This is a genomic window from Flagellimonas sp. (assembly GCF_965601775.1).
Classification (GTDB): Bacteria; Bacteroidota; Bacteroidia; order Flavobacteriales; family Flavobacteriaceae; genus Flagellimonas.
Genome location: NZ_OZ271837.1, coordinates 1717116 through 1743701, shown reverse-complemented (window position 1 = coordinate 1743701; position 26586 = coordinate 1717116). Strand labels below are relative to the sequence as shown.

Below are 26586 nucleotides of genomic sequence, written 5' to 3'. Positions count from 1 at the left end.
TTTACAGGATTCTAAATTTTATAGATTAGGTAGGGAATTCAAAAATCACCTACCATGAAACGAATCTTAATCGATTACAAAAAACTTAACCACGATGTGGCTGCCCGTCTCATTGACTCTTACCCCTATGGTTACGGGGATGAAGACATTATAGTACTTAAAAAGCCTAGTGGTGAAATCGTAGAAGCCGTGGAAGTACGTACCGAAGAGGCCATTTACTTGGTGAAAATCAGCAAGAGTCTTTCTAATTTTATTTCCAATTTTGAGGAAAACATAGAAAAAGAACTGGATAAAAAAGAGGATGCTGAAATAGCCTTGGCCGAAAACGAAGATATATCCCCAAATCAAGAATTTGAATCGGATGCTGATGCATCAACAGAAAACGAAGGCCTATTATAAAAATTACTTTTCTACCAAATAACGCTCATGGAGGATGTTTAGGTGATGAACCTGATGTCCCACTATAACATGTCCCAAAGCACGCACGCTCATGGGAGAACCGCTGGCGGTGCCCACGCGTTGCATTACATCTTCATCAAAAGAGCCAAATAGCTGAATACTGGAATTTCGTATTGCCAAATATTCTTGGATAATATCTTCTTTTGAGCGCTCTCCTGCCCTAGATTCCAGAACATAGTCGTCCTGTTCAAAACCAGGTAAAGCCGTTTTATCATTTCTTGCAAACCGGAATGCTCGATGCTGGAATACCCTTTCCGCATCCAATAAGTGCAATAATAATTCCGCAATAGTCCATTTTCCGGGTTCGTATGAAAAACCCATCTGGCTTTCTGGAATGTCTGCAACAACATCTTGAAACACTTTCATGCCATGCTCCAATAATTGCAATACCGGTGCATCTTCGGATAATTGGATATAATTGCCGTAATAGGGATGGTATTCTGTTGACAGAGGTAACATGCTTAGTTTGAATCTAACGACTAAAGCTCATTAAAGATGGTGTGCATTAGACGCTTTTTATCATTAATGCTCTCTTCCAGGGAAATCATGGTTTCGGTTCTGCTGATACCATCAATGTCATCAATCTTGAATATGATGTTTTTGGCATGGGTGGTATCTCGAGCCCGTATTTTACAAAATATGTTGAATTTACCTGTAGTAATATGAGCTACAGTTACGTATGGAATTTGATTCAAACGTTCCAGTACAAATTTGGTTTGATGTGTTTTCTCAAGAAAAATACCAACGTATGCGATGAAGGAATATCCCAATTTTACATAGTCCAATGTTAATGAGGAACCTTTGATGATTCCTGATTCCTCCATCTTCTTAACACGCACATGAACTGTTCCAGCGGAAATCAGCAGTTTTTTGGCAATATCCGTAAAAGGAGTACGGGTATTATCAATGAGCATATCCAAAATTTGGTGGTCTATTTCGTCTAATTTTACTTTTGTCATAGTTAATAGTATTTTCAACAAAAGTAGTTAATTAAGAAAATAAACGTAAAAAAAAACGCTTTTTTTTAAAAAAAACGTAACGACTTACAAATGAATGCTATAATTCTTCTATAACTTCACTATGAGTTCTAGAATGTCTTGATAACTGGAAAGGGTATGGAAATCCCCCGCGTTGTTCAGGTTTAATTCCAAGTGCCCAAAAAAGCTTTGTAGTTCCCCCACATCTTCAATTTTTGGAACAAATTGAATTGTATTTTCTGAAAGAGTTTCAATAAATCGAATTCCCACACTATGGCCTGCTTCTACATTGGGGTTTACAACATCAGCATTTCTAATCAATATATCATAAAACCGCTTCTCGTTTTCTGGGATTTTCAAGTAATTGGAGTCCTTTAAATCGTCTAGGGCATTGCTGGAAATGAGTTCCAAAGCTTGCACCAAAGCATCATATATGTAACGTCTGGTCATTTCACGTTCATAATCCTCTGGATAGTGTCCTGCCTCAAACAATACTGTAGGTACCCCCTCCATTTGAAATGAATCCCCAATACAATTGGCATTGAATGCGTCATCATACCTTCCAATTTGTCCTGGGATTTCCTTTTGCAATTCCTTATTCATCCCAACAATCAATTTCATGGCTTGAATGCGACTTGGGGTCAAGCTACGTTCTGTATCACTTGCAGGTGACAAGAAAGATACCGTTGCTACCATATCTGAATTACCAACATTAAAAAGGGTGCGTTGGTCATGTAGGTTAAAACAAAAATCGGGTTGAAAAGATTTAAAACAATCCCAAAGAATCCTAGTTTCTGGTTGCGAACATTCTATGGCATCTCGATTTAAGTCGACAGCATTTGCATTCACCCTGGTATATGCTTCCGCCCCATCCGGATTTAACATAGGTATAATTTGCAATTGGCAAGCTCTAAGAATTCTTTTAGCCAAGGCATCATCTGAATTGAGAAAATTTACCAAATCCATTACCGCTTTGGTCGTGGTAGATTCATTGCCATGCATTTGAGACCACATTAGAATTTTATGCTTACCTGTACCTAGGTTTATGGTGAAAATTTCTCTTCCCTCTGCGGACTTACCCAGCAGGTTGACATGTATATGCGGTATAGTTTGCAACCATGATTCTTTCAAATGGCTTAAGGTTACATATCGCCCTTGGACACTTCTTTCTTTATATAGGGTATGCATTTTTTTATTGATATCCAGTCAATAATGAATTACAAATCTAAACGCTTAATAATTAACAAATGACAACAACTTCATAATTAATGGTAACATTTGTAAATCTATTATTTGATACAAACTAGTCTTTTTCACATTTGTTATTTGAAAAAACATCTTGTTTATTTATCATTTGTATTTCAGTGTTTTATAATATTCTATCTCTATTATTAGTTTATATTTTTTGAATTTTTAAATTCCGCAATCAGCATGATTTACTTAGAATCAGGTATCTTTAAATATTGTAATTTACAATTGTGGATACTGATTTTGTAAATAGGATAAAGCTACTTCTGGAACATTATGAATTGGGTGTTTCTGCCTTTGCGGATAAGATAGGAATACAACGTTCCAGTATGTCCCATATTCTCAATGGGAGAAACAAACCTAGTTTGGATTTTGTAATGAAGGTGATTAAGACTTTTCCCGAAGTAAATCTCTACTGGTTGCTTAACGGAAAAGGTTCTTTTCCAAATACTGATACAGAAATTACCGAAACTTCATCCCTACCCCTTTCTGAAACTACAGAAAGAGAGCAAAATTCACCAACCAATGCAGCAACCCTTAGTTCTGATTCAAACAAAGAACTAGCAAAAATTGTATTCTTCTATACGGATGGAACTTTCGAGACCTACACAGAAAAAAAGCCCTAGTTTTGGCATTCATTTCTGACTTTACACTTACTTTGCGTTCATGGTAAAACAAGCAGCTTGCGTTTTTTTTGGGCTATTTGTGCTTTCTTGCAGTACTCCCCCGGAAAGAAATTGCAAAGATTATAGGACTGGAAGATTTTCATTCTCGACTACAATTGATGGGGAAACAAAAAAGACTACTTTTCACAGAACTGAAACTATAGAAGTTGATTTCTTTGAAGGGAAACAAGACTCTTCGTCGGTACGGTGGATTAATGATTGTGAATATGTGCTCAAAAATTTAAATCCAAGGAACAAAGCAGAAGAGAAATCAATTCACATAAAAATATTGACCACAACTGATTCTTCGTATACATTTGAATATAACGCTATAGGTGACACCCGAAAGTTTAAGGGCACTGCATTTAAAATACACTAACCATGTTTGAAATTTTTACCAGTCCGGATGCCTGGATGGCTCTATTGACATTGACCTTCCTTGAAATTATTTTAGGAATAGATAATATAATTTTTATCTCAATTGCTGCGGGAAAGCTACAGGAAAAGGATAGAAAGAAAGCGACCAATTTAGGGTTGGTTTTGGCCATGGGGATGCGAATCCTGCTGCTTTTTGGAATTACTTGGCTCACCAAATTGAAAAAGCCGTTTATGGTTTTTGATGAATCTTGGATTACTGGTGGGGTTAGTTGGCAAGCTCTGATTCTTTTTCTAGGTGGCTTATTCTTGTTGTATAAAAGTACCAAAGAAATTCATGAAAAAGTCGAAGACAAAGGGCATGATGAACGTGAAGTCAAGAAATCCCGTTCATCGTCGTTAACCAATGCCATTGTTCAAATAACCGTTATCAACATTGTTTTTTCCTTTGATTCCATCCTGACTGCAATCGGAATGACCAATGGAATTTCACCAAATCCAACAGATGCACTGGTCCTTATGGTAACTGCAGTGGTCATTTCAGTTTTGATAATGATGTTATTCGCCAATCCTGTCGGGGATTTTGTGAATCGGCACCCCTCTATACAGATTTTAGGGCTATCTTTTCTAATTCTCATTGGGTTTATGCTGATTACTGAAGCGGCACACCTTTCACATCTTGTTGTTTTCGATAATGAAATAGGTGCTATACCCAAAGGGTATCTCTATTTTGCAATCGCTTTTTCCTTGATGGTCGAATTCTTCGATTTACGAATGAAAAAGAATAAGACTAAAAATGAAGTACTGGAAGAATAATCAGTTCGGGCGGTTGTAAACCAAATCGGGATATTGCTCCATGTGTTCCTTGTGCAGCTTTTGCTGTTGCTTTACAGTCAATGTGCTTCCATCATGGCTCCAGCCTGGGGGACCAAAGATGTACATAAACTTGTGGTACCAGTTTTTTGATTTTTTGACATCATTCCAGATGTCCTTAAACTCGTGGGTCAAAATCACAACGGGATTATAGGAATTCGGCGAATGAATTACTCCATATTTTACATCAATATCATCATCCAACTCCTTCCAAGTTCCAAAGAGCTTGTCAAATATGTTTAGAAACCCCCCATGGTTTTTATCCAAATATTCTACATTCTGGGCATGGTGCACTTGGTGCATGGTATGGGTATTGAAAATCTTTTCAAGAAAACCTAGTTTAGGGATATACACTGAATGCAACTGAAATTGCCATAAGGCCTCAATCCCCAAACAAACCACTACCATCTCTGGAGGAAATCCGATGGCAGGCATCCACATATAAAATAAGGGCTTATATAAAATGGTAAACCAACCATTGCGAACGGCCGTGCCCAAGTTGAAATTGTCTGAGGAGTGATGAACGATATGTGCTGCCCAAAGAATACGGATTTCATGATTTGCCCTATGGAACCAATAATAGGTGAAGTCATCTGCCAATTGGCATAGCAGCCAAACGTACCATGCGTACCCAAAGGATTCGTAGCCCAATAGATTTTGCCGTGTCCCATCAACCACAGGATTCCAAAACTCATAAATCACTTCAAAGAGAACAATAGCGAAAATAACCTTGAACAAGGGGCCCAGAAGTGCTGAGCCAATCCCCATGAAACCGCTAGCGGCTAAATCTTTCCAATCGTAGAGATGATCGTCGCCGTGGGTTTTGCTGTAAGTAAGTTCGAATAAAATAAAGGCAATAAAAACGGGTACGCCGTAGACCAGCGGGTTAGTAAAATCCATATAATGTAATTCAGCTAATGGCTTGGTGTGAATAGTTGTCTAGCAAAATAGGGAGAATAAACCGATTAAAATAATTTTGGCTGCTCTGAATTCCCTTTTTCATCATTTTTGTTGGAATCTGCATCTATCGCTTCCTCGTCTACCACTTCGATTTCCTCCGCAGCTTTGGTTTCCGGCTCTTCATAAGGTAGTGGTTCCAACATATTGATGTTCTTTACTTTTTCCGAGGTCAATTGATTACCAATGGCCTTTATCCCTTTAACCGAAATAAAATCCTCCAAATGCACGGTTTGGTTTGGTTTGACATCCTTACCTCTTGGTTTTATAAATTCTATTTCTATAACCGGTCTCCAATCTGTCGATACCAATTCCATAAAGGATTTAGCGTGGTCTGAAATTACCACCTCCTCCTTATTTGGGTTTTCAACCAGGAATCGCTTTATATAATATCGCTCCTTTTCTCCTTCATAGTGAACCACGGACAAGGGTTTATTGGGTTTCCATTTTTCCAATACAACCATACTTTCATCAAAGCGAGTTAAAAGGTCAGGGGCTATAGTCTTCACCTTTCCTTTTTGGTCAATGACCAATAATAAATCCTCTCCCTTGAATTCGCCGAGAAGTTCTCCACGACCGTCCACATTCAAGCGATTTACCACATCATCAAACCAGATTTTTCGAGGCTTTAGGGTGGAAACGCCTTTTTCTTTTAGTTCTATACGTTTTACCGGGTATTTGGTGACCAAATTTCCCTTTGAGGCTCTTCCCTTGATAATGACATCGGCAAAATCCAAGTCCCATTTGAGTTTTTTGATGCTTCCTGATTGTCGCAGAAGTACCGTAACAAGTTCAGCTTCGCCGTTTAAGTTAGCCGTGAAATAAAGCACATCGGCACTGGCTTTGGTTCCCGCCAATTGGTAGATTTTATCTCGGGTAACTCCGGTGACATTGAATCGCTTGATATAGCTAGAACCTCCTTTACCCTCTTTATAAATCATATTATAGGTGGTTCGGCTGTCTTTCTTTTTAAAAACCCCGACATGGATAATGTTTTTGCCCACAAAAGTCTTGGCATCCACCTTAGTGACCATCATTTCTCCCTTCTTGGTAAAGACAATAATATCGTCAATATCACTGCAGTCGGTCACATATTCATCCCTACGCAGCGAGGTGCCAATAAACCCTTCCTCGCGATTTACGTATAGTTTTGTATTTCGTATAACCACTTTAGTGGCTTCGATATCGTCGAAAATCTTGATTTCAGATTTGCGCTCTTTTCCTTTACCGTATTTTTTCTTTAAGTCTTTGAAATAATCAATGGCATATTCCACCAAATGCTCCAAGTGGTGTTTGGTTTCGGCAATTTTATCATTCAGGCTTTCAATAAATTGTTCTGCCTTTTCTAAATCAAATTTTGAGATGCGCTTAATTCGAATTTCCGTGAGTCGAACAATATCGGCTTCGGTAACCTCTCGCTTCAAATGTTTCGTATGAGGCTTTAATCCCTTATCAATGGCAGCGATTACACCTTCCCAAGTCTCCTCTTCTTCTATATCGCGATAAATACGGTTTTCAATGAAAATACGTTCCAAGGAAGCAAAATGCCATTGTTCCTCTAACTCACTTAACTGAATCTCAAGCTCTGCTTTAAGCAATTCTACAGTATAATCTGTAGAGCGTTCCAGCATCTCTTTTACTCCAATAAAAAGGGGTTTGTTATCTTCAATAATACATCCCAAAGGGGAAATAGAAGACTCACAAGAAGTAAATGCATATAGTGCATCAATAGTTTTATCTGGAGAAATACCATTTGGCAAATGAATCAAAATTTCTACATCCGCCGCAGTATTGTCCTCAATCTTTTTGATTTTGATTTTCCCCTTATCATTGGCCTTAAGAATGGAATCAATTAAAGATGAGGTATTAGTACCATAAGGGATTTCCTTGATGACCAGGGTGTTTTTATCCAAGGTTGATATTTTGGCACGAACCCTTATTTTACCTCCTCTTACCCCATCATTGTAGTTGGTAACATCGATGATTCCTGATGTCGGGAAATCCGGAAACAGCTTGAAACGCTGTCCCTTCAAATGTTTGATTGAGGCATCAATTAACTCATTAAAATTATGAGGCAAAACTTTGGTGGAGAGTCCAACAGCTATCCCCTCTGCTCCTTGAGCCAATAACAAAGGGAATTTTACTGGAAGATTAACAGGCTCCTTCTTCCTACCGTCATACGAAAGCTGCCATTCGGTAATCTTTGGACTATATACTACATCCAAAGCGAACTTTGACAAACGCGCCTCAATATATCGAGATGCAGCAGCTCCATCACCAGTTAGAATATTTCCCCAGTTACCTTGGGTGTCAATCAACAGGTCTTTCTGTCCCAATTGCACCATAGCATCAGCAATACTGGCATCTCCATGGGGATGGTATTGCATGGTATGTCCCACCACATTCGCCACTTTATTGTAGCGACCGTCATCCAATTCCTTTAAAGCATGCATTATCCGACGTTGGACAGGTTTGAACCCATCTTCGATAGCAGGAACAGCCCTTTCCAAAATTACATAGGAGGCGTAGTCAAGGAACCAATCCTTGTACATTCCTGTAACCTTGGTCAGTGTTTCTTGGGAGTTTTCTTGGTTTTCCAAACCTTCTTCGTTCAATGCGTCGTTCTCTTCCATTAAGAAGGATTAATTATCTGTTTTATAGTTGGTTTTCTTCTATTAAATCAAGTTCTACTTTAAGGTTATTTATAATAAAATCCTGTCGGTCAGGGGTGTTTTTACCCATATAGAATTTCAAAAGTGAATCAATGCTCAAAGCCTTGTCCAACATTACGGGTTCCAGCCTGATATCATCTCCAATAAAATGTTTGAACTCATCCGGTGAAATTTCCCCTAATCCCTTGAATCTTGTGATTTCCGGTTTTCCAGATAGCTTTTGAATCGCATTTCTTTTCTCCTCTTCGCTATAACAGTAAATGGTTTCCTTTTTGTTCCGGACCCTAAATAGGGGGGTCTGCAAAATATACAGATGATTCTCTTTGATTAACTCTGGAAAAAATTGGAGGAAAAAGGTAATAAGCAGCAATCGGATATGCATCCCATCCACATCGGCATCTGTAGCAATTACAATATTGTTATACCGCAAATCTTCCAGAGATTCTTCAATATTGAGCGCCGCCTGCAATAAATTGAATTCTTCGTTTTCATAGACAATCTTCTTCGACATTCCATAAGAGTTCAATGGCTTTCCGCGTAAACTAAAAACCGCTTGGGTATTTACGTCCCTCGATTTGGTAATCGAACCAGAAGCGGAATCTCCCTCGGTAATAAAGAGGGTTGTTTCCAATCTACGGTCTTTCTTCATATCCTGAAGATGAACCCTACAATCTCGTAACTTCTTGTTATGTAAACTTGCTTTTTTGGCTCGCTCTCTGGCCAGTTTACGTATTCCTGATAACTCCTTGCGTTCCTTTTCCGCTTGGATTATTTTCCGCTGTATAGCATCACGGGTATCTGGGTTTTTATGAAGGTAATTATCCAGATATCTCCCGACAAAATCATTGATATACGTCCTAACAGTAGGAAGGTCACCTCCCATATCCGTGGAACCGAGTTTAGTTTTGGTCTGACTTTCAAAGACCGGCTCCATTACTTTAATAGAAATCGCTGATATTATCGATTTTCTGATATCCGAAGCTTCATAGTTTTTCCCGTAGTGTTCCCGTATAGTTTTTACTACAGCTTCCCGAAACGCAGATTGATGTGTCCCTCCTTGAGTGGTGTGCTGGCCATTCACAAAAGAGTGATATTCCTCACTGTATTGGGTTTTGCTATGGGTCATAGCTATCTCGATGTCGTTCCCTTTCAAATGGATAATTGGGTACAACATATCATCCACGTTGTTGGTATCTTCCAACAAATCTTTCAAACCATTTTCCGAGTGGAATTTCTCTCCATTGAAAACAATGGTCAAACCAGGATTGAGATAGACATAGTTTTTGAGCATGCGTTCCACATACTCGTTCCGGTATTTATATTTTTTGAAGATAGTTTCATCAGGGGTGAAACTTACTTTAGTCCCACGTCTTCTGGAGGTTTCCTCCAAAAGCTCTTCATTGACCAGATTCCCGGTTTGAAACTCTGCGGATTTAGACTTGCCATCTCGGTTGGATTCGACTTTAAAATAAGCAGAAAGCGCGTTAACCGCTTTGGTCCCAACCCCATTAAGCCCTACAGACTTTTTGAAGGCTCGAGTATCGTATTTACCTCCAGTGTTCATTTTGGAGACCACATCCACGACCTTACCTAAGGGAATGCCTCTACCATAGTCCCGAACATGAACAATATTCTCCTTAATATTGATTTCGATGGTTTTACCGGCACCCATGACAAACTCATCGATACAGTTATCGATAACCTCCTTCAATAAAATATAAATACCATCATCAGCGGATGAGCCATCCCCCAATTTACCAATGTACATTCCGGGACGCATACGAATATGCTCCTTCCAGTCTAGGGAACGAATATTATCTTCGGTATATTGAGTTTCTGCCATGAATAGGATTAATCCTAGCTAATTTAAAATTTAGCCACAAAAATCAAAGGATGACCGAAAGAAAGTAATCAACAAGCTTTGTTGATAGAGCCAGTAATTTGGGGCTTATACGTTAAATCTGAAATGCATCACATCGCCATCTTCGACGATGTATTCCTTTCCTTCTATACGCATTTTGCCTGCTTCTTTTACTTTGGTTTCGCTCTCAAATTTTAAGTAGTCTTCAAAAGAGATTACCTCAGCACGGATAAAGCCCTTTTCAAAATCGGTATGGATAACACCAGCAGCCTGTGGTGCAGTTGCACCTACCGGAATCGTCCAAGCGCGGACTTCTTTCGGGCCAGCGGTAAAATACGTTTCTAAATCCAGGAGTCTGTAAGCCCCACGAATCAATTTTGCCGAGCCGGGTTCACTCAATCCCAAATCTTCCAAGAACATCTGACGCTCTTGATAGGTTTCCAGTTCGGTAATATCAGCTTCAGTGCCGACAGCCAAAAAAATGACCTCGGCATTTTCGTCGGCAACCGCAGCTTTCACCTTTTCTACATAATCATTACCGCTTGCCGCAGCTTCCTCATCCACATTGCAGACATACATCACAGGTTTATCTGTTATAAGCTGCAAAGGTTTTACAAACTCGGTCTTGTTCTCTTCCGAAATTGAAATCGCCCGAACACTTGTTCCAGCTTCCAATCCTTCTTTCAAGCTGTTAAGTACTGCCGCTTCTTTTTGGGCATCTTTATTACCCGTTTTGGCAGCACGTTTTACCTTGTCCAATTTCTTCTCAACACTTTCCAAATCTTTCAACTGCAACTCCATGTCAATAGTCTCCTTATCACGAATAGGGTCTACAGAACCATCCACATGAACAATGTTATCATTATCAAAGCATCGAAGGACATGCAGAATCGCATCGGTTTCACGAATGTTTCCTAGAAACTGGTTCCCCAAACCTTCGCCTTTGCTAGCTCCTTTTACCAAACCAGCAATGTCCACAATTTCGACTGTAGCTGGAATTACTTTTTCTGGCTGCACCAAAGATTCTAACTTTTCCAAACGACTATCGGGCACATTAACCACACCAATATTAGGTTCTATGGTACAAAACGGGAAGTTGGCGCTCTGCGCCTTTGCATTGGATAAGCAATTAAACAAAGTGGATTTTCCCACATTGGGCAGTCCTACGATTCCTGCTTTCATGAAAGTGTTTCTTTAAGGGGTGCAAATATAGAATTTAGGATTCAGATAGTCTTAAAAAAGAAAGCCCGAACATTTGTCCGGGCCTTATAAAATCTGTTTCATTAATCACTCGGGATGCATAAAGGCTTGCTTGCCTAATAATTCTTCCTCAGTCTCTACCCTATCCTCGTCCGGCACACAACAATCAACAGGACATACAGCAGCACATTGAGGTTCTTCATGGAAGCCCATGCATTCTGTACATTTATCTGGGGAAATATAATATATCTCATCACTAATGGGTTCCTGAACTTCATCAGCGTTAACCGCCTTCCCATCAGGTAAAACAACGTCACCACTAAGTGATGTCCCATCGCTGTAACGCCACTCTTCGGCACCTTCGTAAATTGCAGTATTCGGGCACTCAGGCTCACAAGCACCACAATTAATGCACTCGTCTGTTATGATAATCGCCATAATTTTCTTTTCCTTTTAGCTGAATCCCTTCAGCATGCTTACTTTTGAACAAAAATAAACCCTAGCAAATTAGTGTACAAATATAATGACGCAACAAGAGTCAACTTTGCAAGCTTTTGTTAAACTTGGAAGCTTTTTAAACGAATATTTGGCAAAAAAAAACAATCCTGATAGGGACCAACTTCAGGATTTTCAAAATATTCTTGTAAAAGCTGAGGCAAAAAACAGCTGGTTCATTTCTGAAAATCTTGAATTTGCCTTGCAGCAATGGGCCAATCTGTTAACCGAGAAGAAATTAACCCAATGGTTAAGTCATTACAAAATCGAAAGTGGGAAAATTCCAAAAACTGTAGCCATAATTATGGCAGGAAACATTCCATTAGTTGGTTTTCATGACTTTATAGCTGTTTTACTTTCCGGAAATCGAGTGTTGGCCAAGCTTTCTTCCAATGATAAACTGCTATTACCTTTTTTAGCGCAAATACTCATTACCTACTCACCTAATCTTAAGGGCTTCATTGCGTTCACAGAAGAAAAGTTGGAGCATTTTGATGCGGTCATTGCAACAGGAAGCAATAATACCAGTAGATATTTTGAGTATTATTTTGGGAAATATCCCAATATCATACGAAAAAACAGGAATTCCGTAGCAGTGCTAACCGGCACAGAAGGTCAAGAAGAACTACAAGCGCTAGGAGAAGATATTTTCCGGTATTATGGCCTAGGATGTCGTAATGTGTCTAAGTTGTATGTACCTGAAGGATATGATTTTGATAATTTCTACAAGGCTATTTTCAATTTCCAAGAAATCATCCATCAAAATAAGTATGCCAATAATTATGATTACAATAAAGCGGTTTATTTGATGAGTGAAATCAAAGTTTTGGATAATGGTTTTCTGGTCTTAAAAGAAGATGAAGGCTTCTCCTCGCCAATAGCATGCTTATTTTATGAGTTTTATGCTGATACGTCTACTCTGAAGAATACACTAGCCAACCAAAGCGAACATATTCAATGCATCGTCTCACAAGAAGGATTCGAAAACGAAATACCTTTCGGCCAAACCCAAACTCCCGCTTTGAACGATTATGCTGACGGTGTGGACACAATGGAGTTCTTACTCAGTTTAGGATAAGCTCATTTGTCTGCAAATAAGGGTTTTCCCTTCCAAGTTTTTTTTAGACCTTTGGCCCTTGCTTTTGTGAACACCAAAACTCTTCCAAAAATGAAAAAACACAATTTTAGTGCTGGACCTTGCATTTTACCGCAGGAAGTCATGAAAAAGGCTTCAGAAGCTGTAGTTGAATTGGATGGTATAGGTCTTTCTTTAATAGAAATTTCACATCGCAGCAAGGAATTTGTTGCAATTATGGAGCAAGCTCGTTCCTTAGCTCTGGAACTTTTGGGATTAGAAAATAAAGGATACCATGCGCTTTTTCTCCAAGGGGGAGCGAGTACTCAATTTTTGATGGCTGCTTACAATCTTTTAGACAAAAAAGCTGGATATGTGAATACGGGGACATGGAGTCTTAAAGCGATAAAGGAAGCAAGGCTCTTCGGAGAAATCGTAGAAGTGGCTTCCTCACAGGACCAGAACTTCAATTATATTCCTAAAGGGTACAATGTACCTAGCGATTTGGATTATTTGCACCTTACTTCCAACAATACCATTTTTGGAACCCAAATTAAAGAGTTCCCAATTACTGATGTTCCGTTGGTCTGTGATATGAGTTCTGATATTTTTTCAAGACAGCTTGACTTTTCCCAGTTTGACCTTATCTATGCAGGTGCCCAAAAAAATATGGGACCAGCCGGAACTACACTGGTTGTTGTTAAAGAGGAGATGTTTGATACGGTTTCGCGTCAAATCCCATCCATGCTTAGCTATAAGGTGCATGCCGGAAAAGATAGTATGTTCAATACTCCACCAGTATTTGCGGTTTACGTATCTATGTTGACCATGCAGTGGCTTAAGGATTTGGGTGGAATTGCTGCTATAGAAGAAATCAACGAGAAAAAAGCGAATCTTATTTATTCCGAAATAGAATTGAACCCTGTTTTTTCAGGTTTTGCTGCCAAAGAGGACCGCTCAAATATGAATGCAACGTTTAATATTACGGACGAGACCTTAAAAGAGCTTTTTGACGAAAAGTGCAAAGAGGCGGGCATAAATGGTATTAGTGGACACCGTTCCGTGGGAGGATACCGTGCTTCCATGTACAACGCCATGTCTTTGGAAAGCGTAGGAGTACTAGTGGATATCATGAGTGAATTGGAGAAAAAAGGATAAATATGCACAAGGTTTTGGCCAATGATGGCATCTCCCAGGCTGGGATTGATGCCTTGGAAAAGGAAGGTTTCGAAGTAAAAATTACTAGAGTAGCCCAGGAGCAGTTGGAAAATTACATCAACCAAAATGGGATTAACGTCCTTTTGGTTCGTAGTGCTACGCAAGTCAGAAAACCGCTTATTGATGCATGCCCGACCTTACAATTGATTGGTCGTGGCGGGGTAGGAATGGACAATATCGATGTGGACTATGCGAAGTCAAAAGGAATCCATGTAATAAATACCCCAGCTTCTTCATCCCAATCCGTAGCAGAATTGGTATTTGCACATTTATTGAGCGGAGTACGGTTTTTGCACAAGGCGAATCGTGACATGCCTTTGGAGGGAGACAGTAGTTTTAAGCAGCTCAAAAAAAGTTATGCAAAAGGAACTGAACTCAAGGGTAAAACTCTTGGAATAATTGGATTTGGTCGAATTGGTCAAGCCACTGCGCAAATGGCATTAGGCATGGGTATGCGAGTACTTTTTCATGATCATCATCATGAAGAAGTGGATTTGAAGCTTGACTTTTATGACGGACAAGCCGTATCATTTAAACTTAAGGGGGCCAAGATGGAGGAACTTTTAAAGGAATCTGATTTCATCAGCATTCACGTTCCAGCTCAAAAAAATGGATATGTCTTGGGCCATACTGAATTTGGAATGATGAAACCTGGAGCAGGAATAGTAAATGCTTCCCGTGGAGGGATTATTGATGAGGTGGCGCTAACGGAAGCATTGGACACGGATAAATTGGCCTTTGCTGGACTCGATGTATTTGAATCCGAACCTAAACCGGAAATTAAAATTTTGATGCATCCTAAAATATCACTATCCCCCCATATTGGAGCCTCCACACAAGAGGCACAAGATAAAATTGGTTTGGAGTTGGCAACCCAAACAATCGCACTATTAAAATAATACTGTTTTAACCGTCCAAAATGTAGGGTAAGCCTTCTTTTTTGTACATTACCATTTCATACTAAACACTTTTTAAAATGTCAGGATTATTAGATTTACTGAATAGCCCAATGGGCAAACAATTGATAAGCGGCGTTGCTGGCCAAACAGGTCAATCTGAAAGCAAAACTGCTGATGTTTTGGGAATGGCCATGCCATTATTGATGGGCGCCATGAAAAAGAACTCAACTTCTTCATCAGGAGCGCAAGGTTTAATGAACGCCCTATCTTCCAAGCATGACGGTAGTATTTTGAATGATTTGGGAGGCCTTTTTGGCGGTGGTGTTGATCAATCGGTAATGGACGATGGAGCGGGTATATTGGGACACGTTTTTGGTTCAAAACAACCTCAGGTAGAAAATGCTTTGAGCAGTAGATCAGGGATTGACGCTGGATCCATTTCCCAGATTCTTCAAATTGCCGCCCCCATTCTTTTAGGGTACCTAGGGAAACAAACCAGACAGCAAAATGTAAGTAGCCCTGATGCTTTGAGTGGACTTCTTGGAGGTCTTATGGGAGGAAGTAATACCCAAAAAGAACAATCATTAATTGAAACTTTCCTAGATTCTGATGGTGATGGTAGTGTTATTGATGACTTGGCGGGAATGGTTTTGAACAGTGGAAGTAAAAAAAGTAGTGGTCTGGGAGGTCTTCTTGGTGGGCTTTTCGGAAAATAGACCTTCTTAACGTATTTTAACTTAGCCATTTGGGATACCGAATGGCTTTTTTGTACCTTTTTCATATGAAAAAGAAAAATTATATACAATTTGTCCCATTACTCCTCTGCTTTTTTTTGGTATCGGCTATTAATGCCCAAAAAGATTCTTTGAATATTTCTGAAGAAGAAAAAGCATACTTCGCATCAGAAGAAAAGGAAGCTGTAGAAATATCCAGTGAAGAAACCGAATATGAAATAATCATTATTGAACCGGGCTTCTATACCTGGCTGCAGAGTATTGCAAGGCCAAAGGGGCACTATTCCCAAAGCTTCTTGGAAACAAGAAATAATATCTTGGTTATCAACTGGAACCTCAGGGTACAACAACCTTTTAATTTTAATCCGCAGTTATATCAGTTTGAGATAAATTATAGTCCAGCCATCGACTATGGATACGACGTAAATTACAAGCTGTATAATTACTTCATATACTTTCAAAGAAAATATAATCAGCGCTTAGGACCCTTTATTCCAAGAATTTAATATGCTATTTTTGCCATCGAAATTTAGTTGATGGAAAAAATCAAAAAAAGATGGGACATCTCCCAGAATTGGCAATTACTATTTCCTTTTCTTGGTGTGTTGCTGACTATTCTAACTGCTTACCTAATTGCTAGACGGTTTCTACATTGGTTTGGTTTAAACAATACGAGCTTTGAGTGGGTTTTTACCTTGGGTATAGGCGCCATTCTTTACTTTGGAATGCTCAGGTTTTTCCTGTGGTGTTTTGAGAAATTGAAAACAAAGTGGCCAGTAGAAGAACGCTGGGAAATGATTGCCATTTTTATTGTTTTTGCTATTACCGGCAGTATTTCAGGAAAATTGGCAGGTCCTTTTACTGAATTTCTAGGATTAAAACAGGGGGAAGTCAGTGGCTGGATTTTTTGGACGGCTCGCATACTTCTTATTTTTCCAATCTACCAAATACTTTTAGTGTTCTTTGGTTGGATTTTTGGCCAATTCGCATTTTTCTGGAACTTCGAAAAGAAAATGCTTAAACGGATGGGGTTGGGATTCCTAATCCCGTAAAAGGTGTTTTTATTTAAAATAGGTACAAATAATCACATCAATTTCTCTAGATTTGCAACATGTTGCAGGTGAAAAAGATGTTAGGCTTTTTACTTTTTGCAGGCTTGATACTATTTAAAGTGTCGGGATTCCATGTTTATACCCATCATCATGATGATTGTGACTCAGTGGAAAACTGTGAAATCTGTGACTTGGTTCTGGAAAACCAGACCTCAGACCTGGATATCCCCTCTCCTTCCCTAACTGGAATACAAGAGATTATTCTAATTAACAACGCTTTACTTTTAAAACCAGAATCCCTTTCTACAGATTCTGGAATAAATCTCCTTTTTTCCAGACCCCCACCTCAAGTATTCAAATCCTAGGAATAGTATTCTCAGATTAGATGAGTATAAGGCTTATTTGGTTTTAAATCTTTATGTATTAAGCCTTTAAATTGATTTACTGAGTTTGTTTCAACTCAATATGCATTCTCACGATTTATATATAGTGAATTTTAAATTATCCTTTTTTTTGTTTTTGGTGTTCTTTCCAGTCTCAATTGTTGCACAGAAGAATCCTTGTACCCTTTCAATTAGTGGAAAAATATTGGATGCAGAAACTAAGGCCCCCATACCCTACGTTACTGTGCGAATAAGCAATACAGACAAGTACGACATCACCGACCAAAATGGTATTTATACCATTCAAGGGGTTTGCTCTGAAACCAATACCTTGATTATTTCTTGTTTGGGTTACTCAGAATCAGAACATGAGCATCATCATGATCATGGAACATCCCCCCATATTTTTTTGACACCAACTATTGTTGGACTGGATGAAGTAACCATACAAGCTGAAAAGAACAAAGACAAAGGGACCGAATCCATTGCTCAGGTTACCGTCAGTAAAGCTGAAATATCAAGCAAACCTACACAGAGCTTGGCATCTGTTTTATCAAATCAACAAGGTGTAACTCTTGCCTCCGTTGGTACTAATGTGGAGCTTCCTGTTATTCATGGATTATCGGGAAATCGCATTTTAATCCTTAACAATGGGCTTAAACACGGTTTTCAGACCTGGGGAACGGAACATGCTCCGGAAATCGATGTGAATTCCGCAAATAGCTTTACTGTGGTCAAAGGTGCTGCTGGTGTTCGTTACGGGCCTGAAGCACTCGGGGGAGCTATCCTCATAGAATCCAATCCTCTGCTGCTAAATAATCCTTTATACGCCAATATCGGTGTCGGGTACCAGACTAACGGAAGAGGTTATAATACCAACTTGGAAATCGGTAAGGGTACCGATAAATGGAGCTATTATGTGAATGGTAGCTATATCCGAATTGGTGACAGGAAGACTCCCGACTACAATCTGACAAACTCGGGAAGAGAAGAAAAGGCTTTTGGTTTTGGGGTTCTTCGCCATCTTGACAATTGGGATTTTAAAATCAATTACAGCTTCATTGACCAAAATCTTGCACTTTTGCGGTCTTCCATAGCAAGCAGCGCAGAGGCATTTATTCGGTCTATCAATGCAGATGAACCGCTTATCATCAATTCCTTTTCCTATGATATTAATGAACCCAATCAAACCGTCCAACATCACTTGGCCAAGGCAGAAATTAGTTGGTGGTATTCCAGTGACGCAAAACTTACATTTCGGGGAGGCGTTCAATTAAATAAACGGGATGAATTCGATGTACGTAGAAATTCCAACCTTCCTATAATTGACCTTGATTTGCTCACCTACGACTATCAATTGGAATGGCAACATCCTAGGTGGTATGGGTTGAATGGTCTTATAGGAGTCCAATATTTTAGCCAGAACAATGATAATAATCCGGGTACCCAAACCACACCTCTTGTTCCCAACTATAACATAGAAAGGTATAGTGCATTTATAACGGAAAGCTTAGGTTTTGGAAAAAACACTTTTGAGGCCGGGGTTCGAGTTGACTTTGAATCCAATGACGTCCGAGGTCGGGAGACCAACCAAGATATATTCCGTGATAATTACAGCTTCACGAACTTAACCACTTCACTGGGCTATATCAGGAGATTTAATGAGAACAGCACGTTCCGAACAAATCTTGGAACTGCATGGCGTACTCCGAATGTTTTTGAACTTTTCAGTTTTGGGCAGCAGCGATATGAGAGCATTTTTGGATTACTACGATTTAGCAATACAAATGGCACCCCTAGCACTAGTGAAGTTACCCTATTTGAAGACAGTGACGTGGAACCTGAAAGAGGCTATAAATTCATCAATGAATTCCAGACCTACAAGAATGGTAACCAACATAATATAACTGTCTACTCCCATTTTATCGAAAACTTTGTTTTTGACAGGCCTATTGGAGTCTTTGGTACGGTTAGAGGTCCCAATACCGCGTTTTTCTTTGACCAGGTAGACGCATTGTTTCTTGGGGCAGATTACAGTTGGAGAAAGGAATGGACAGATGACATAACAGGTATTTTTGGATTTAGCTACCTATGGACTACCACCTTCAATCAGGAAGGGGATTTGATTAACCAGCCTCCGATTTCCACGAATTACGAACTACAGTGGAATCTTGGCAAGTTATGGGAATTCGAATCTTCTAGCTTGACCGTTCGTCCCAGCTATACCTTTAGACAATTTCAAGCTCCCAGAACTATTCCATTGGAAAGCCTTGCGGATGGCTCGGTGCAAATAACCACAGAATCAGAAATTTTTGACTTTATAGATCCTCCCGATGGTTATTTTTTATTGGATGCTTCATGGAATGTTACATGGAAGGACTTTTCCGCAACCATTGCTGTAACCAACCTCTTAAATGCAAGATATCGCAATTATCTAAATGACTTGCGATACTTTGCTGACGAGCCCGGAAGAAATATATTTTTTACCCTTAACTATTCATTTAAATCCAAAAAAAATGATTAAACAAAATGCCCCAAAATCGAGGTTAGTTATTACCCGACCTCCCTAAAAAACTAAGTAAAATTTGACACCAAGTATTAATAAAAACAGAAACAATTAAACAAATAAAAAAAAGTAAAAATGAAAACAATTGAAAAATTTATGAATTACCGTTTTTTGGCCCTATTATTTGTTGGCCTTTTGATAACCAGTTGTAGTGATGATGACGATGCAGCTCCTGAGGAAGAAGAGGAGTTAGAGGTCATCACCAATGTTACTTTGGTCTTTACCAATGACGCGAATCCAATGGATGTGGTAACTGCTACCGCAGTAGACCCCGACGGCGAAGGTATTGAAGAATTAGAGGTTCAAGGTGAAATTAACCTTGCCGTGGATACCCAGTATACTTTGACTTTTGAAATCCTAAATGCTTTAGAAACTCCTGCCGAAGATATTGGCGAAGAAATTTTGGAGGAAGATGACGAACACCAATTCTTCTTTAGCTTTACCAACGATGCCTTTGACAGTCCTTTAGGCGATGGTAATGTGGATACGGCTTCAGACCCTATCAATTATAATGATATGGATGATAATATGAATCCTGTAGGTTTGTCAACTACTTGGACCACACCGGCTGCAACAACTACTGGCGGAACGTTTACGGCAAGACTTCAGCACCAACCGGATATCAAAACCAGTACAACAGGTGCTAATGACGGGGATAGTGATTTTAACTTGACTTTTGTTCTAAATATCCAATAAACAACATTGGTTTGGTTTAATACAAGAATTAATAGCGCGATACTTTTTTCCGTATATAATAATTAGGTCAAGCCCGAGATTTGTTAGTTTTCTGTATAGGGGAGTTCTATAAAGGGACTCCCTTATTTATTTCCTTTGGAAAGTAAGTGGGTATATATCCACATTAAAGTAAAACTAGGTACAAAATCCCATCCAGGTACCAGTTCCTCTACGAACGTAACCACCCCGGCAACTTGTCCTATTTTACCCTTATACATTCGGGTCATCAACCAACCAGCCAGTGGAGCCCAAATAACATCTGAGAATTCACCAATTCCTGGTATGACAAATGAAAGCATGCCAATACAATCAAAAAGTAATCCGAGTAGTAAATCCTTGTACTTTGAATCTTTTTCCTTTGCCATTGGTGAAAAATAGCAAAACGGAGTCAAAGAGAAAAATCTCTAGGGCCAATCCAAGTTAATTGCCTGGAAATTTATGTCAAGCTCTTGGTCGACCTATTTAGGTTGTGCCTAGTTTACTTGAAAAATGCTGATTCAGCTTTTTGATTTTTGGATTGATAATAAACTGACAATAGGGTTGCATCTTATTGTCGTTGTAATAGTTTTGATGCTCAATCTCTGCATTGTAAAACGGCTTTTCCTCCGAAATTGCGGTGACTATGGGAGAACCAAAAACCTTTTCCTTTTCCAATAATGCAATGAAGGCCTCTGCTTGTACCTTCTGTTCCTCTGAGGTATAAAATATTTCGCTTCTATACTGAGTACCGACATCATTACCTTGTCTATTCAATGTAGTGGGGTCATGTGTCGCAAAAAATACTTCCAATAGTTCTGTGAAAGAAACTTCAGAAGCATCAAATACTATCTTTACAGCCTCAGCATGGCCTGTCCTACCCGTACAAATTTCGCGATATGCAGGATTTTTAATAGTGCCTCCCGTATATCCTGAAATTACCTCCTTAACACCATTTAATCTTTGAAAAACAGCTTCTGTGCACCAGAAACAACCTCCGGCAAAAATTGCTATCGATTCCATTATGTTATTCTTTTTGTCAATTTTAGTATAAAGGTAAACCTAGTTATTGGTTCTACCATATTCGTATAACCTTTAACTTCCTATTATTAGTCGGGATGATTGTAAAAAACCTTCTTTTCAGAATTTCAGCTTTTGGCTCTCATGGGGAATGATTACTTTCACCGTTCCAACGTATACCTATGATACAGGCTACAAATATCAAAAAGTCTTTTGGCGATCTTGATGTGCTCAAAGGAGTTGATTTATTGGTTAAAAAAGGGGAAGTAGTTTCCATCGTAGGAGCATCTGGAGCCGGTAAAACTACCTTACTTCAGATTTTGGGAACTTTGGATGCCCCTTCCAATTTAGGGGATAGTTCCATGCTTATCAACGATGTGGATGTGACCCGGCTCAAGGACAAAGAGTTAGCACGATTTAGAAACGCACATATTGGATTTATTTTCCAATTCCATCAACTACTCCCGGAATTTAACGCATTGGAAAATGTTTGCATCCCCGCTTTTATCAAAAGGACTCCAAAAGTCGAGGCGGAGAAGCGAGCTAAGGAGCTTTTGGACTTTCTGGGTTTGTCGGATAGATATTCACATAAACCTAGCGAACTTTCAGGAGGGGAACAACAACGTGTGGCGGTGGCAAGGTCGCTTATCAACAATCCTTCCGTGATTTTTGCTGATGAACCCAGTGGTAATCTAGATTCTGAGAGTGCAGATAGATTACATAAACTATTTTTCCAGCTTCGCGATGAGTTTGGACAAACCTTTGTATTGGTCACCCATAATTCAGAACTGGCCAATATGGCAGATAGGAAGTTAACTATGGTCGATGGCCTAATTGTTTCTTGATTTTTTCGCATATGACCCAAGCAGATCTGAAGGAGTTTTTGGATGAGAAGGCTGCTTTTTATGAAAATCCAAAGTTTTTAGAGGATGATCCGCTGCAGGTTCCCCATCGGTTTTCCAAAAAGGAGGATATTGAAATCAGTGCTTTTCTAACAGCAACCATTGCTTGGGGAAATCGGAAAAGCATCATTAACAATGCGTCCCGAATGATGGAGCTTATGGAGCAATCGCCCTATGAGTATGTCATTGACCATACCAATAAAGATTTGGACTCCCTAAACTCCTTTGTCCATAGGACATTTAATGGAGAGGATTTACAATATTTCATTAAAGGACTTCACCATATCTACACAAAGTACGGTGGCATGGAATCGTTGTTTGCCAAATACCAACAGACCCAATCTCTACAACACGCCATTAGCAAGTACAAGGAACATTTTTTTGAACTACCGCATCCTAGAAGAACTGAAAAGCACGTATCTGACCCAAATAAAGGTTCAGCTGCGAAGCGTATCAATATGTTTTTGCGCTGGATGGTACGCGACAACAAGGCCGGTGTTGATTTTGGACTATGGAAAACCATAAAGCCCGGCCAACTATCCTGCCCTCTGGATGTCCATTCAGGGAATGTTGCACGTAAATTGAAACTGGTACGGCGAAAACAAAATGACGCTAAAGCTTTGCTTGAGTTGGATAAAAAGCTAAAAAAACTGGATCCAAAGGATCCAGTCAAATATGATTTTGCACTTTTTGGTCTAGGTGTCTTTGAAAAATTCTAGTACACCTCTCCTTCAACATCAGTATCTGTCAACGTCTTCATAAAAGCAACCAAAGCCTTTTCTTCTTTTTTTGAAAGCTGAAGATTGTCAAATGGCAAGGTTTGATATGGCAGGTCAAAGCCCATTCCTCCCCCTCCACCCAGGTTATAGAAGTTCATTACTTCTTCCAAAGTTTCATATACCCCATTATGCATATAAGGAGCGGTTAATTCAGAATTTCGTACGGTTGGGGTCTTGAACATGCCTTTATGTACCTCCAACTTTTGGTCATGCCTCCAGTAAAAGCCCAAGTCATCATCTAATGAAGCATTAGCCGCACTCTCTGGTACACCAACAACTTCTTTTTCATGCTCAGAGAAAAAAGGTGGTACGGTACCGTTGGTCAAGGGTATAAAATGACAGGTAGCACATAACGCTTTCCCCATGTATAAATTAAAACCAAGTTTTTCCTCCTCGGTAAAAGTGTCTTCCTCCGCTCTTATATTTCGGTCGAATTTGGAATTAAAGCCATTTAGAGTAGAGATATAGGAGGAAATCGCTTTGATTATCTCCGTATTTCTTTTGGAAACACCGCCATAGGCTTCTTCAAACAATTTGACATAAGTCGTGTCAGAGAGAATTTCTGTTGAAAATTGATGTACAGAGCTGTCAAACTCTCTGTCATTGTTAAACACTGCTGTTACCTGTGCTAGAATATTGGGAGCGCGCCCGTCCCAGAAAAAAGCTTGCTGATACGCAGAATTGATAAGCGTCGGGGTATTTCGGTCTAATTCCCTATCATCATTACCCATATTGACTACAAGGCCATCAGCCCAGGCCTTTTTTGGATTATGGCAGGTTGCACAAGCCATATCCCCTTTTTGGGAAAGATTTTTATCAAAAAACAGTTTTCTTCCCAGTTCTATCTTTTTCTGGGTTGGCTTTCTATTGGTTATAGGTGCAAAAAACTCTGGATTGAATGCGTCTTCATCAAAAAAGGTTTCAACATCAAAATTGAATGGCTTATTATCTACCGGTTCCCAGATATCCGCCGTCTTTCGGATATTTACCCAGTGTCGCGTAACGGGATTCATGTAATCTCTCAAGAAAGTAAAGCGGTCAAAGGTTTCAAAATCCGGATTTTTGTTTATAAAATCTTTGGCAAGTTTTATGGATTCTAAAAAATTGGAATCCAGACTCTTATCTTTTTCCCGAATGATTTTTTGTAAGGTCATTTGATAAACATCTGCCAGACTTTGCAATGAAACAATTGTTTCACCAAGACCCAATTGGCTGACCGGGGTATCAAATCCTGAAATACCCAAACTAACCATACGCATCAATTGTTGATGGGTAGCTATAAAAAAGCGTTGTGGTGTCAGTTCTCTCTTCTCAATATTGCGTTGCAGGTTACGGAGCATTCCTTGGGTGATGGAAACCTCATATCGGTAATTTTCCTCCTCTTCCTCTCCATCATAAATACTTTCTTCTATTTTTTGCAGCCCAACAGGAGGTAAAAGCTTCTGTGTATCATCAGTCACCGTTGGCAAAGCAGGCCCATTGGCCCTGTGCCCCACTTCTGGATTGAGATAGGACCCATACGGCTCAGCTTTTTTGAAAGAAATTCTTGCCTTCTTAAAAGCTTCTTTGGTGGAATCTCCTGTCATTGGAAGCGAATCCAATTCACTTAAGTGGTCAAGAGCAGCTGTCATATGCTCCAAATAGTAATGCTGTGCCAAAGTCCAATCAATTTTTGAGGAATCTCTGGTCACAGCTTGCTTTTGAACAACATCTACCTCCTTGGGAGCTTTTTTGCAAGAAAAAATTAAAATGGAAAAAAGTAAAGCAAATACAATTCGGTAATTCATAGCATTTATTTTGATAAGCAAAGACCCCCATCTTACAATGGAGGTCTTTCAGATTATTTTGTTTAGGTCTATCTAGGTAAACCTCTTAGGATAACAACTTGTCCTCCTTGATCATCTTCTCTGGCGAAGCCACCTTCTACGAACTCTGGGCGAGTTCTAAAATCGTGACCATCAACATTCAAGAAATCATCACTCTCCCAATAGTGAGGTTGAAGGTTCAACAAGAATGTACCTGGAATGCCAACCAAATCAGAAATATCTTCCAACGCACCGTACTCTCCGCTAGGTCCAGAACTACCCGTTGGGTCCAAGTCTTGACGAGTAACAAATTCTAAAACTACTCTTGCATTGTTACCATTCAAATCCGTTTGATAGATGTAAGCAGTATGTCCTCTCGAGAAAGAATTTGGATCTTCTTGCAGGTAGATAAAGTTTTCTGTTACCGTGATGTTATCTGGGCTTTGAAGTTCAGGCAAGTTACCGTCCATATTGTTGGTATCTGTGTTCCCTGAAATGATTTGCGTAATAGACCCTGTAAGTGCGTTATCCGCATCCATGTCCATTCTATATGCCGTACCCCAATCGTTGAAGGTATCCCTTCCAGGTCCTCTTCCGGTTACAGCAACAAAAACTTGTCTGTTGTTGGCAGCATTCCCTTTTCTATAGTCTACATCTTCGACACGCATGAAAGCAGATGCGTTAGCGGCTACGCAGGCATCTTCCATCTCATCTTTGGTTAAAGCCGCACCGTTTTCGATTTTAACGAACTCATAACGATAGGTAACACCAAAATCGAGCATACTTTCGTCAACAATGCCATCGAAAGGAGCAGGAACAACACCACCATTTCCATCAGACATTTCAGTAAGGCGCATGACATAAATTTCACCACCTTCAAGGTCCGCTTCGCCATTGGTAGAGTGGTATAAGGTAATTTGGCCCAAAGAATTGCTAGAGTCATCATCACCTCCAATGATTACCGTTTCTCCAATGTATGCAGACTTTGGTAGTGGCACTGAATTCTCCCATTGGAACTCACCCAAGGCATCCAAACCAAAATCGGCCGTAGGAGTTGGGTCAGTTTGATACGGGTCCAAACCTTTTACGTCATAATTAAAACTTTCAGAAGCGGAAAGAAAAAGGTCTCGAGAACCTCCATGAATATCCCTTCGCAACATCGTTCCGGAACATTGACGGGCGAAATCCGCAACTCCAGAATTTAATACCCACTGACCTCCTGTTGGAGTTAAATTGGCATCCAATTCTATTCTAGCTACGGCATAGTCGTCTTCTGCGTTAAGCATGTAGATGTAACCATCACTATTTGGGTCTTTTACAAGACCAGCACCATCAGCAGCTCCAACGAAACGGAAGCCATCTTCCAATATATCACTTGAGCTTATCAAGGAATACGCTTGGACAAAGTTGAATTGAGGTGTAATCGCAACTAATGGCTCGAGGTTAGATTTGTTTTCGAAAATTGTTCCTGTAGGTTGGTCATCATCGTCACCTCCCCCGACAAAATCATCAATTTTGTCACAAGAGGTTGCAACTACCAATCCAGACAGCAACAACAAATTTTTAAGTGTTCTCATTTGTTGTAAGGTTTAGAAAGTAATTTGTTTTTATAGGATTCTTAACAAATGTACTTCCGTAGGAAGGTTCGCTCAGTTAAATA

General features: G+C 39.6%; 26 protein-coding genes. 14 read left to right on the top strand and 12 right to left on the bottom strand.

What is annotated here, in order from left to right; all coding sequences use genetic code 11:
* The first annotated feature begins 54 nt into the window (after positions 1 to 54).
* Complete coding sequence (locus ACSLUF_RS08010; RefSeq protein WP_435625587.1) at positions 55 to 399, top strand: hypothetical protein; 345 nt, start codon at positions 55 to 57, stop codon at positions 397 to 399.
* 3 nt (positions 400 to 402) lie between these two features.
* Here the strand turns inward: ACSLUF_RS08010 and ACSLUF_RS08005 are convergent, their stop codons facing one another.
* The 3 genes from ACSLUF_RS08005 to ACSLUF_RS07995 form a co-directional block, all read right to left on the bottom strand.
* Entirely contained in the window at positions 403 to 918 is a 516-nt protein-coding gene (locus ACSLUF_RS08005) for a DinB family protein (RefSeq protein WP_435625586.1), read from the bottom strand.
* A gap of 20 nt (positions 919 to 938) precedes the next feature.
* Positions 939 to 1418 (bottom strand): Lrp/AsnC family transcriptional regulator, encoded by a 480-nt coding sequence (locus ACSLUF_RS08000; protein ID WP_106146668.1) that lies wholly within the window; start codon positions 1416 to 1418, stop codon positions 939 to 941.
* Positions 1419 to 1526: 108 nt separating this feature from the next.
* The gene (locus ACSLUF_RS07995) at positions 1527 to 2624 is read right to left on the bottom strand and encodes a M14 family metallopeptidase (RefSeq protein WP_435625585.1); all 1098 of its coding nucleotides are present in this window, start codon (positions 2622 to 2624) and stop codon (positions 1527 to 1529) included.
* 290 nt (positions 2625 to 2914) lie between these two features.
* Between ACSLUF_RS07995 and ACSLUF_RS07990 the strand changes: the two genes are divergently transcribed.
* Positions 2915 to 3310, top strand: a complete 396-nt coding sequence (locus ACSLUF_RS07990; RefSeq protein WP_435625584.1) for a helix-turn-helix transcriptional regulator — start codon at positions 2915 to 2917, stop codon at positions 3308 to 3310.
* A gap of 420 nt (positions 3311 to 3730) precedes the next feature.
* Positions 3731 to 4540, top strand: a complete 810-nt coding sequence (locus ACSLUF_RS07985) for a TerC family protein (RefSeq protein WP_435625583.1) — start codon at positions 3731 to 3733, stop codon at positions 4538 to 4540.
* Here ACSLUF_RS07985 and ACSLUF_RS07980 read toward each other — a convergent pair whose 3' ends face one another.
* From ACSLUF_RS07980 to ACSLUF_RS07960, 5 genes are all read right to left on the bottom strand, one after another.
* A complete protein-coding gene (locus tag ACSLUF_RS07980) occupies positions 4541 to 5497 on the bottom strand; it encodes a sterol desaturase family protein (protein WP_435625582.1) in 957 nt (318 codons plus the stop codon).
* Positions 5498 to 5562: 65 nt separating this feature from the next.
* Positions 5563 to 8187 carry a DNA gyrase/topoisomerase IV subunit A gene (locus ACSLUF_RS07975; protein WP_435625581.1) on the bottom strand — a complete coding sequence of 875 codons (2625 nt, stop codon included), beginning with the start codon at positions 8185 to 8187 and terminating at the stop codon, positions 5563 to 5565.
* 22 nt (positions 8188 to 8209) lie between these two features.
* Entirely contained in the window at positions 8210 to 10069 is a 1860-nt protein-coding gene (locus ACSLUF_RS07970; RefSeq protein WP_435625580.1) for a DNA topoisomerase IV subunit B, read from the bottom strand.
* A 105-nt stretch (positions 10070 to 10174) separates the two neighbouring features.
* The gene (gene ychF / locus ACSLUF_RS07965) at positions 10175 to 11269 is read right to left on the bottom strand and encodes a redox-regulated ATPase YchF (RefSeq protein ID WP_435625579.1); all 1095 of its coding nucleotides are present in this window, start codon (positions 11267 to 11269) and stop codon (positions 10175 to 10177) included.
* Positions 11270 to 11374: 105 nt separating this feature from the next.
* Positions 11375 to 11725, bottom strand: coding sequence for a 4Fe-4S dicluster domain-containing protein (locus ACSLUF_RS07960; RefSeq protein WP_435625578.1), 351 nt, complete (start codon positions 11723 to 11725; stop codon positions 11375 to 11377).
* A 148-nt stretch (positions 11726 to 11873) separates the two neighbouring features.
* Here ACSLUF_RS07960 and ACSLUF_RS07955 point away from each other — a divergent pair, with 148 nt between their 5' ends.
* The 9 genes from ACSLUF_RS07955 (at position 11874) to ACSLUF_RS07915 (ending at position 20405) form a co-directional block, all read left to right on the top strand.
* The gene (locus ACSLUF_RS07955; protein ID WP_435625577.1) at positions 11874 to 12860 is read left to right on the top strand and encodes an acyl-CoA reductase; all 987 of its coding nucleotides are present in this window, start codon (positions 11874 to 11876) and stop codon (positions 12858 to 12860) included.
* Positions 12861 to 12950: 90 nt separating this feature from the next.
* The gene (gene serC, locus ACSLUF_RS07950) at positions 12951 to 14015 is read left to right on the top strand and encodes a 3-phosphoserine/phosphohydroxythreonine transaminase (RefSeq protein ID WP_435625576.1); all 1065 of its coding nucleotides are present in this window, start codon (positions 12951 to 12953) and stop codon (positions 14013 to 14015) included.
* Between the two features lie 2 nt (positions 14016 to 14017).
* The gene (locus ACSLUF_RS07945) at positions 14018 to 14974 is read left to right on the top strand and encodes a D-2-hydroxyacid dehydrogenase (RefSeq protein WP_435625575.1); all 957 of its coding nucleotides are present in this window, start codon (positions 14018 to 14020) and stop codon (positions 14972 to 14974) included.
* A gap of 77 nt (positions 14975 to 15051) precedes the next feature.
* A complete protein-coding gene (locus ACSLUF_RS07940; protein WP_435625574.1) occupies positions 15052 to 15690 on the top strand; it encodes a DUF937 domain-containing protein in 639 nt (212 codons plus the stop codon).
* A 65-nt stretch (positions 15691 to 15755) separates the two neighbouring features.
* Complete coding sequence (locus ACSLUF_RS07935) at positions 15756 to 16214, top strand: DUF6146 family protein (protein WP_435625573.1); 459 nt, start codon at positions 15756 to 15758, stop codon at positions 16212 to 16214.
* Positions 16215 to 16244: 30 nt separating this feature from the next.
* Entirely contained in the window at positions 16245 to 16760 is a 516-nt protein-coding gene (locus tag ACSLUF_RS07930) for a DUF6787 family protein (protein ID WP_435625572.1), read from the top strand.
* 68 nt (positions 16761 to 16828) lie between these two features.
* Positions 16829 to 17125 (top strand): hypothetical protein, encoded by a 297-nt coding sequence (locus ACSLUF_RS07925; RefSeq protein WP_435625571.1) that lies wholly within the window; start codon positions 16829 to 16831, stop codon positions 17123 to 17125.
* Between the two features lie 223 nt (positions 17126 to 17348).
* On the top strand, positions 17349 to 19667 hold the full coding sequence (locus ACSLUF_RS07920; RefSeq protein ID WP_435625570.1) for a TonB-dependent receptor: 2319 nt from the start codon (positions 17349 to 17351) through the stop codon (positions 19665 to 19667).
* A 117-nt stretch (positions 19668 to 19784) separates the two neighbouring features.
* Positions 19785 to 20405 carry a GTP cyclohydrolase gene (locus ACSLUF_RS07915; RefSeq protein ID WP_435625569.1) on the top strand — a complete coding sequence of 207 codons (621 nt, stop codon included), beginning with the start codon at positions 19785 to 19787 and terminating at the stop codon, positions 20403 to 20405.
* Positions 20406 to 20527: 122 nt separating this feature from the next.
* Here ACSLUF_RS07915 and ACSLUF_RS07910 read toward each other — a convergent pair whose 3' ends face one another.
* Positions 20528 to 20809, bottom strand: a complete 282-nt coding sequence (locus ACSLUF_RS07910) for a hypothetical protein (protein WP_435625568.1) — start codon at positions 20807 to 20809, stop codon at positions 20528 to 20530.
* Between the two features lie 97 nt (positions 20810 to 20906).
* The gene (gene msrA, locus ACSLUF_RS07905; RefSeq protein WP_435625567.1) at positions 20907 to 21443 is read right to left on the bottom strand and encodes a peptide-methionine (S)-S-oxide reductase MsrA; all 537 of its coding nucleotides are present in this window, start codon (positions 21441 to 21443) and stop codon (positions 20907 to 20909) included.
* Positions 21444 to 21622: 179 nt separating this feature from the next.
* Between msrA and ACSLUF_RS07900 the strand changes: the two genes are divergently transcribed.
* Together ACSLUF_RS07900 and ACSLUF_RS07895 are read left to right on the top strand one after the other, a co-directional pair.
* Complete coding sequence (locus tag ACSLUF_RS07900) at positions 21623 to 22285, top strand: ABC transporter ATP-binding protein (protein ID WP_435625566.1); 663 nt, start codon at positions 21623 to 21625, stop codon at positions 22283 to 22285.
* Between the two features lie 11 nt (positions 22286 to 22296).
* Complete coding sequence (locus ACSLUF_RS07895) at positions 22297 to 23061, top strand: TIGR02757 family protein (RefSeq protein WP_435625565.1); 765 nt, start codon at positions 22297 to 22299, stop codon at positions 23059 to 23061.
* On the opposite strand, the gene ACSLUF_RS07890 is transcribed toward ACSLUF_RS07895, so the two are convergent.
* Positions 23058 to 24908, bottom strand: a complete 1851-nt coding sequence (locus ACSLUF_RS07890; protein WP_435625564.1) for a cytochrome-c peroxidase — start codon at positions 24906 to 24908, stop codon at positions 23058 to 23060. The genes ACSLUF_RS07895 and ACSLUF_RS07890 overlap by 4 nt on opposite strands.
* 68 nt (positions 24909 to 24976) lie before the next feature.
* Positions 24977 to 26503, bottom strand: a complete 1527-nt coding sequence (locus tag ACSLUF_RS07885) for a hypothetical protein (RefSeq protein ID WP_435625563.1) — start codon at positions 26501 to 26503, stop codon at positions 24977 to 24979.
* Between the last annotated feature and the right edge of the window lie 83 nt (positions 26504 to 26586).

Excerpts from the sequence above, each read along its gene's own strand:
- ACSLUF_RS08010 (WP_435625587.1), top strand. The coding sequence starts at position 55 with ATGAAACGAATCTTAATCGATTACAAAAAACTTAACCACGATGTGGCT.
- ACSLUF_RS08005 (WP_435625586.1), bottom strand. The coding sequence starts at position 918 with ATGTTACCTCTGTCAACAGAATACCATCCCTATTACGGCAATTATATC.
- ACSLUF_RS08000 (WP_106146668.1), bottom strand. The coding sequence starts at position 1,418 with ATGACAAAAGTAAAATTAGACGAAATAGACCACCAAATTTTGGATATG.
- ACSLUF_RS07995 (WP_435625585.1), bottom strand. The coding sequence starts at position 2,624 with ATGCATACCCTATATAAAGAAAGAAGTGTCCAAGGGCGATATGTAACC.
- ACSLUF_RS07985 (WP_435625583.1), top strand. The coding sequence starts at position 3,731 with ATGTTTGAAATTTTTACCAGTCCGGATGCCTGGATGGCTCTATTGACA.
- ACSLUF_RS07980 (WP_435625582.1), bottom strand. The coding sequence starts at position 5,497 with ATGGATTTTACTAACCCGCTGGTCTACGGCGTACCCGTTTTTATTGCC.
- ACSLUF_RS07975 (WP_435625581.1), bottom strand. The coding sequence starts at position 8,187 with ATGGAAGAGAACGACGCATTGAACGAAGAAGGTTTGGAAAACCAAGAA.
- ACSLUF_RS07970 (WP_435625580.1), bottom strand. The coding sequence starts at position 10,069 with ATGGCAGAAACTCAATATACCGAAGATAATATTCGTTCCCTAGACTGG.
- ychF (WP_435625579.1), bottom strand. The coding sequence starts at position 11,269 with ATGAAAGCAGGAATCGTAGGACTGCCCAATGTGGGAAAATCCACTTTG.
- ACSLUF_RS07960 (WP_435625578.1), bottom strand. The coding sequence starts at position 11,725 with ATGGCGATTATCATAACAGACGAGTGCATTAATTGTGGTGCTTGTGAG.
- serC (WP_435625576.1), top strand. The coding sequence starts at position 12,951 with ATGAAAAAACACAATTTTAGTGCTGGACCTTGCATTTTACCGCAGGAA.
- ACSLUF_RS07945 (WP_435625575.1), top strand. The coding sequence starts at position 14,018 with ATGCACAAGGTTTTGGCCAATGATGGCATCTCCCAGGCTGGGATTGAT.
- ACSLUF_RS07940 (WP_435625574.1), top strand. The coding sequence starts at position 15,052 with ATGTCAGGATTATTAGATTTACTGAATAGCCCAATGGGCAAACAATTG.
- ACSLUF_RS07935 (WP_435625573.1), top strand. The coding sequence starts at position 15,756 with ATGAAAAAGAAAAATTATATACAATTTGTCCCATTACTCCTCTGCTTT.
- ACSLUF_RS07930 (WP_435625572.1), top strand. The coding sequence starts at position 16,245 with ATGGAAAAAATCAAAAAAAGATGGGACATCTCCCAGAATTGGCAATTA.
- ACSLUF_RS07915 (WP_435625569.1), top strand. The coding sequence starts at position 19,785 with ATGAAAACAATTGAAAAATTTATGAATTACCGTTTTTTGGCCCTATTA.
- ACSLUF_RS07910 (WP_435625568.1), bottom strand. The coding sequence starts at position 20,809 with ATGGCAAAGGAAAAAGATTCAAAGTACAAGGATTTACTACTCGGATTA.
- msrA (WP_435625567.1), bottom strand. The coding sequence starts at position 21,443 with ATGGAATCGATAGCAATTTTTGCCGGAGGTTGTTTCTGGTGCACAGAA.
- ACSLUF_RS07900 (WP_435625566.1), top strand. The coding sequence starts at position 21,623 with ATGATACAGGCTACAAATATCAAAAAGTCTTTTGGCGATCTTGATGTG.
- ACSLUF_RS07895 (WP_435625565.1), top strand. The coding sequence starts at position 22,297 with ATGACCCAAGCAGATCTGAAGGAGTTTTTGGATGAGAAGGCTGCTTTT.
- ACSLUF_RS07890 (WP_435625564.1), bottom strand. The coding sequence starts at position 24,908 with ATGAATTACCGAATTGTATTTGCTTTACTTTTTTCCATTTTAATTTTT.
- ACSLUF_RS07885 (WP_435625563.1), bottom strand. The coding sequence starts at position 26,503 with ATGAGAACACTTAAAAATTTGTTGTTGCTGTCTGGATTGGTAGTTGCA.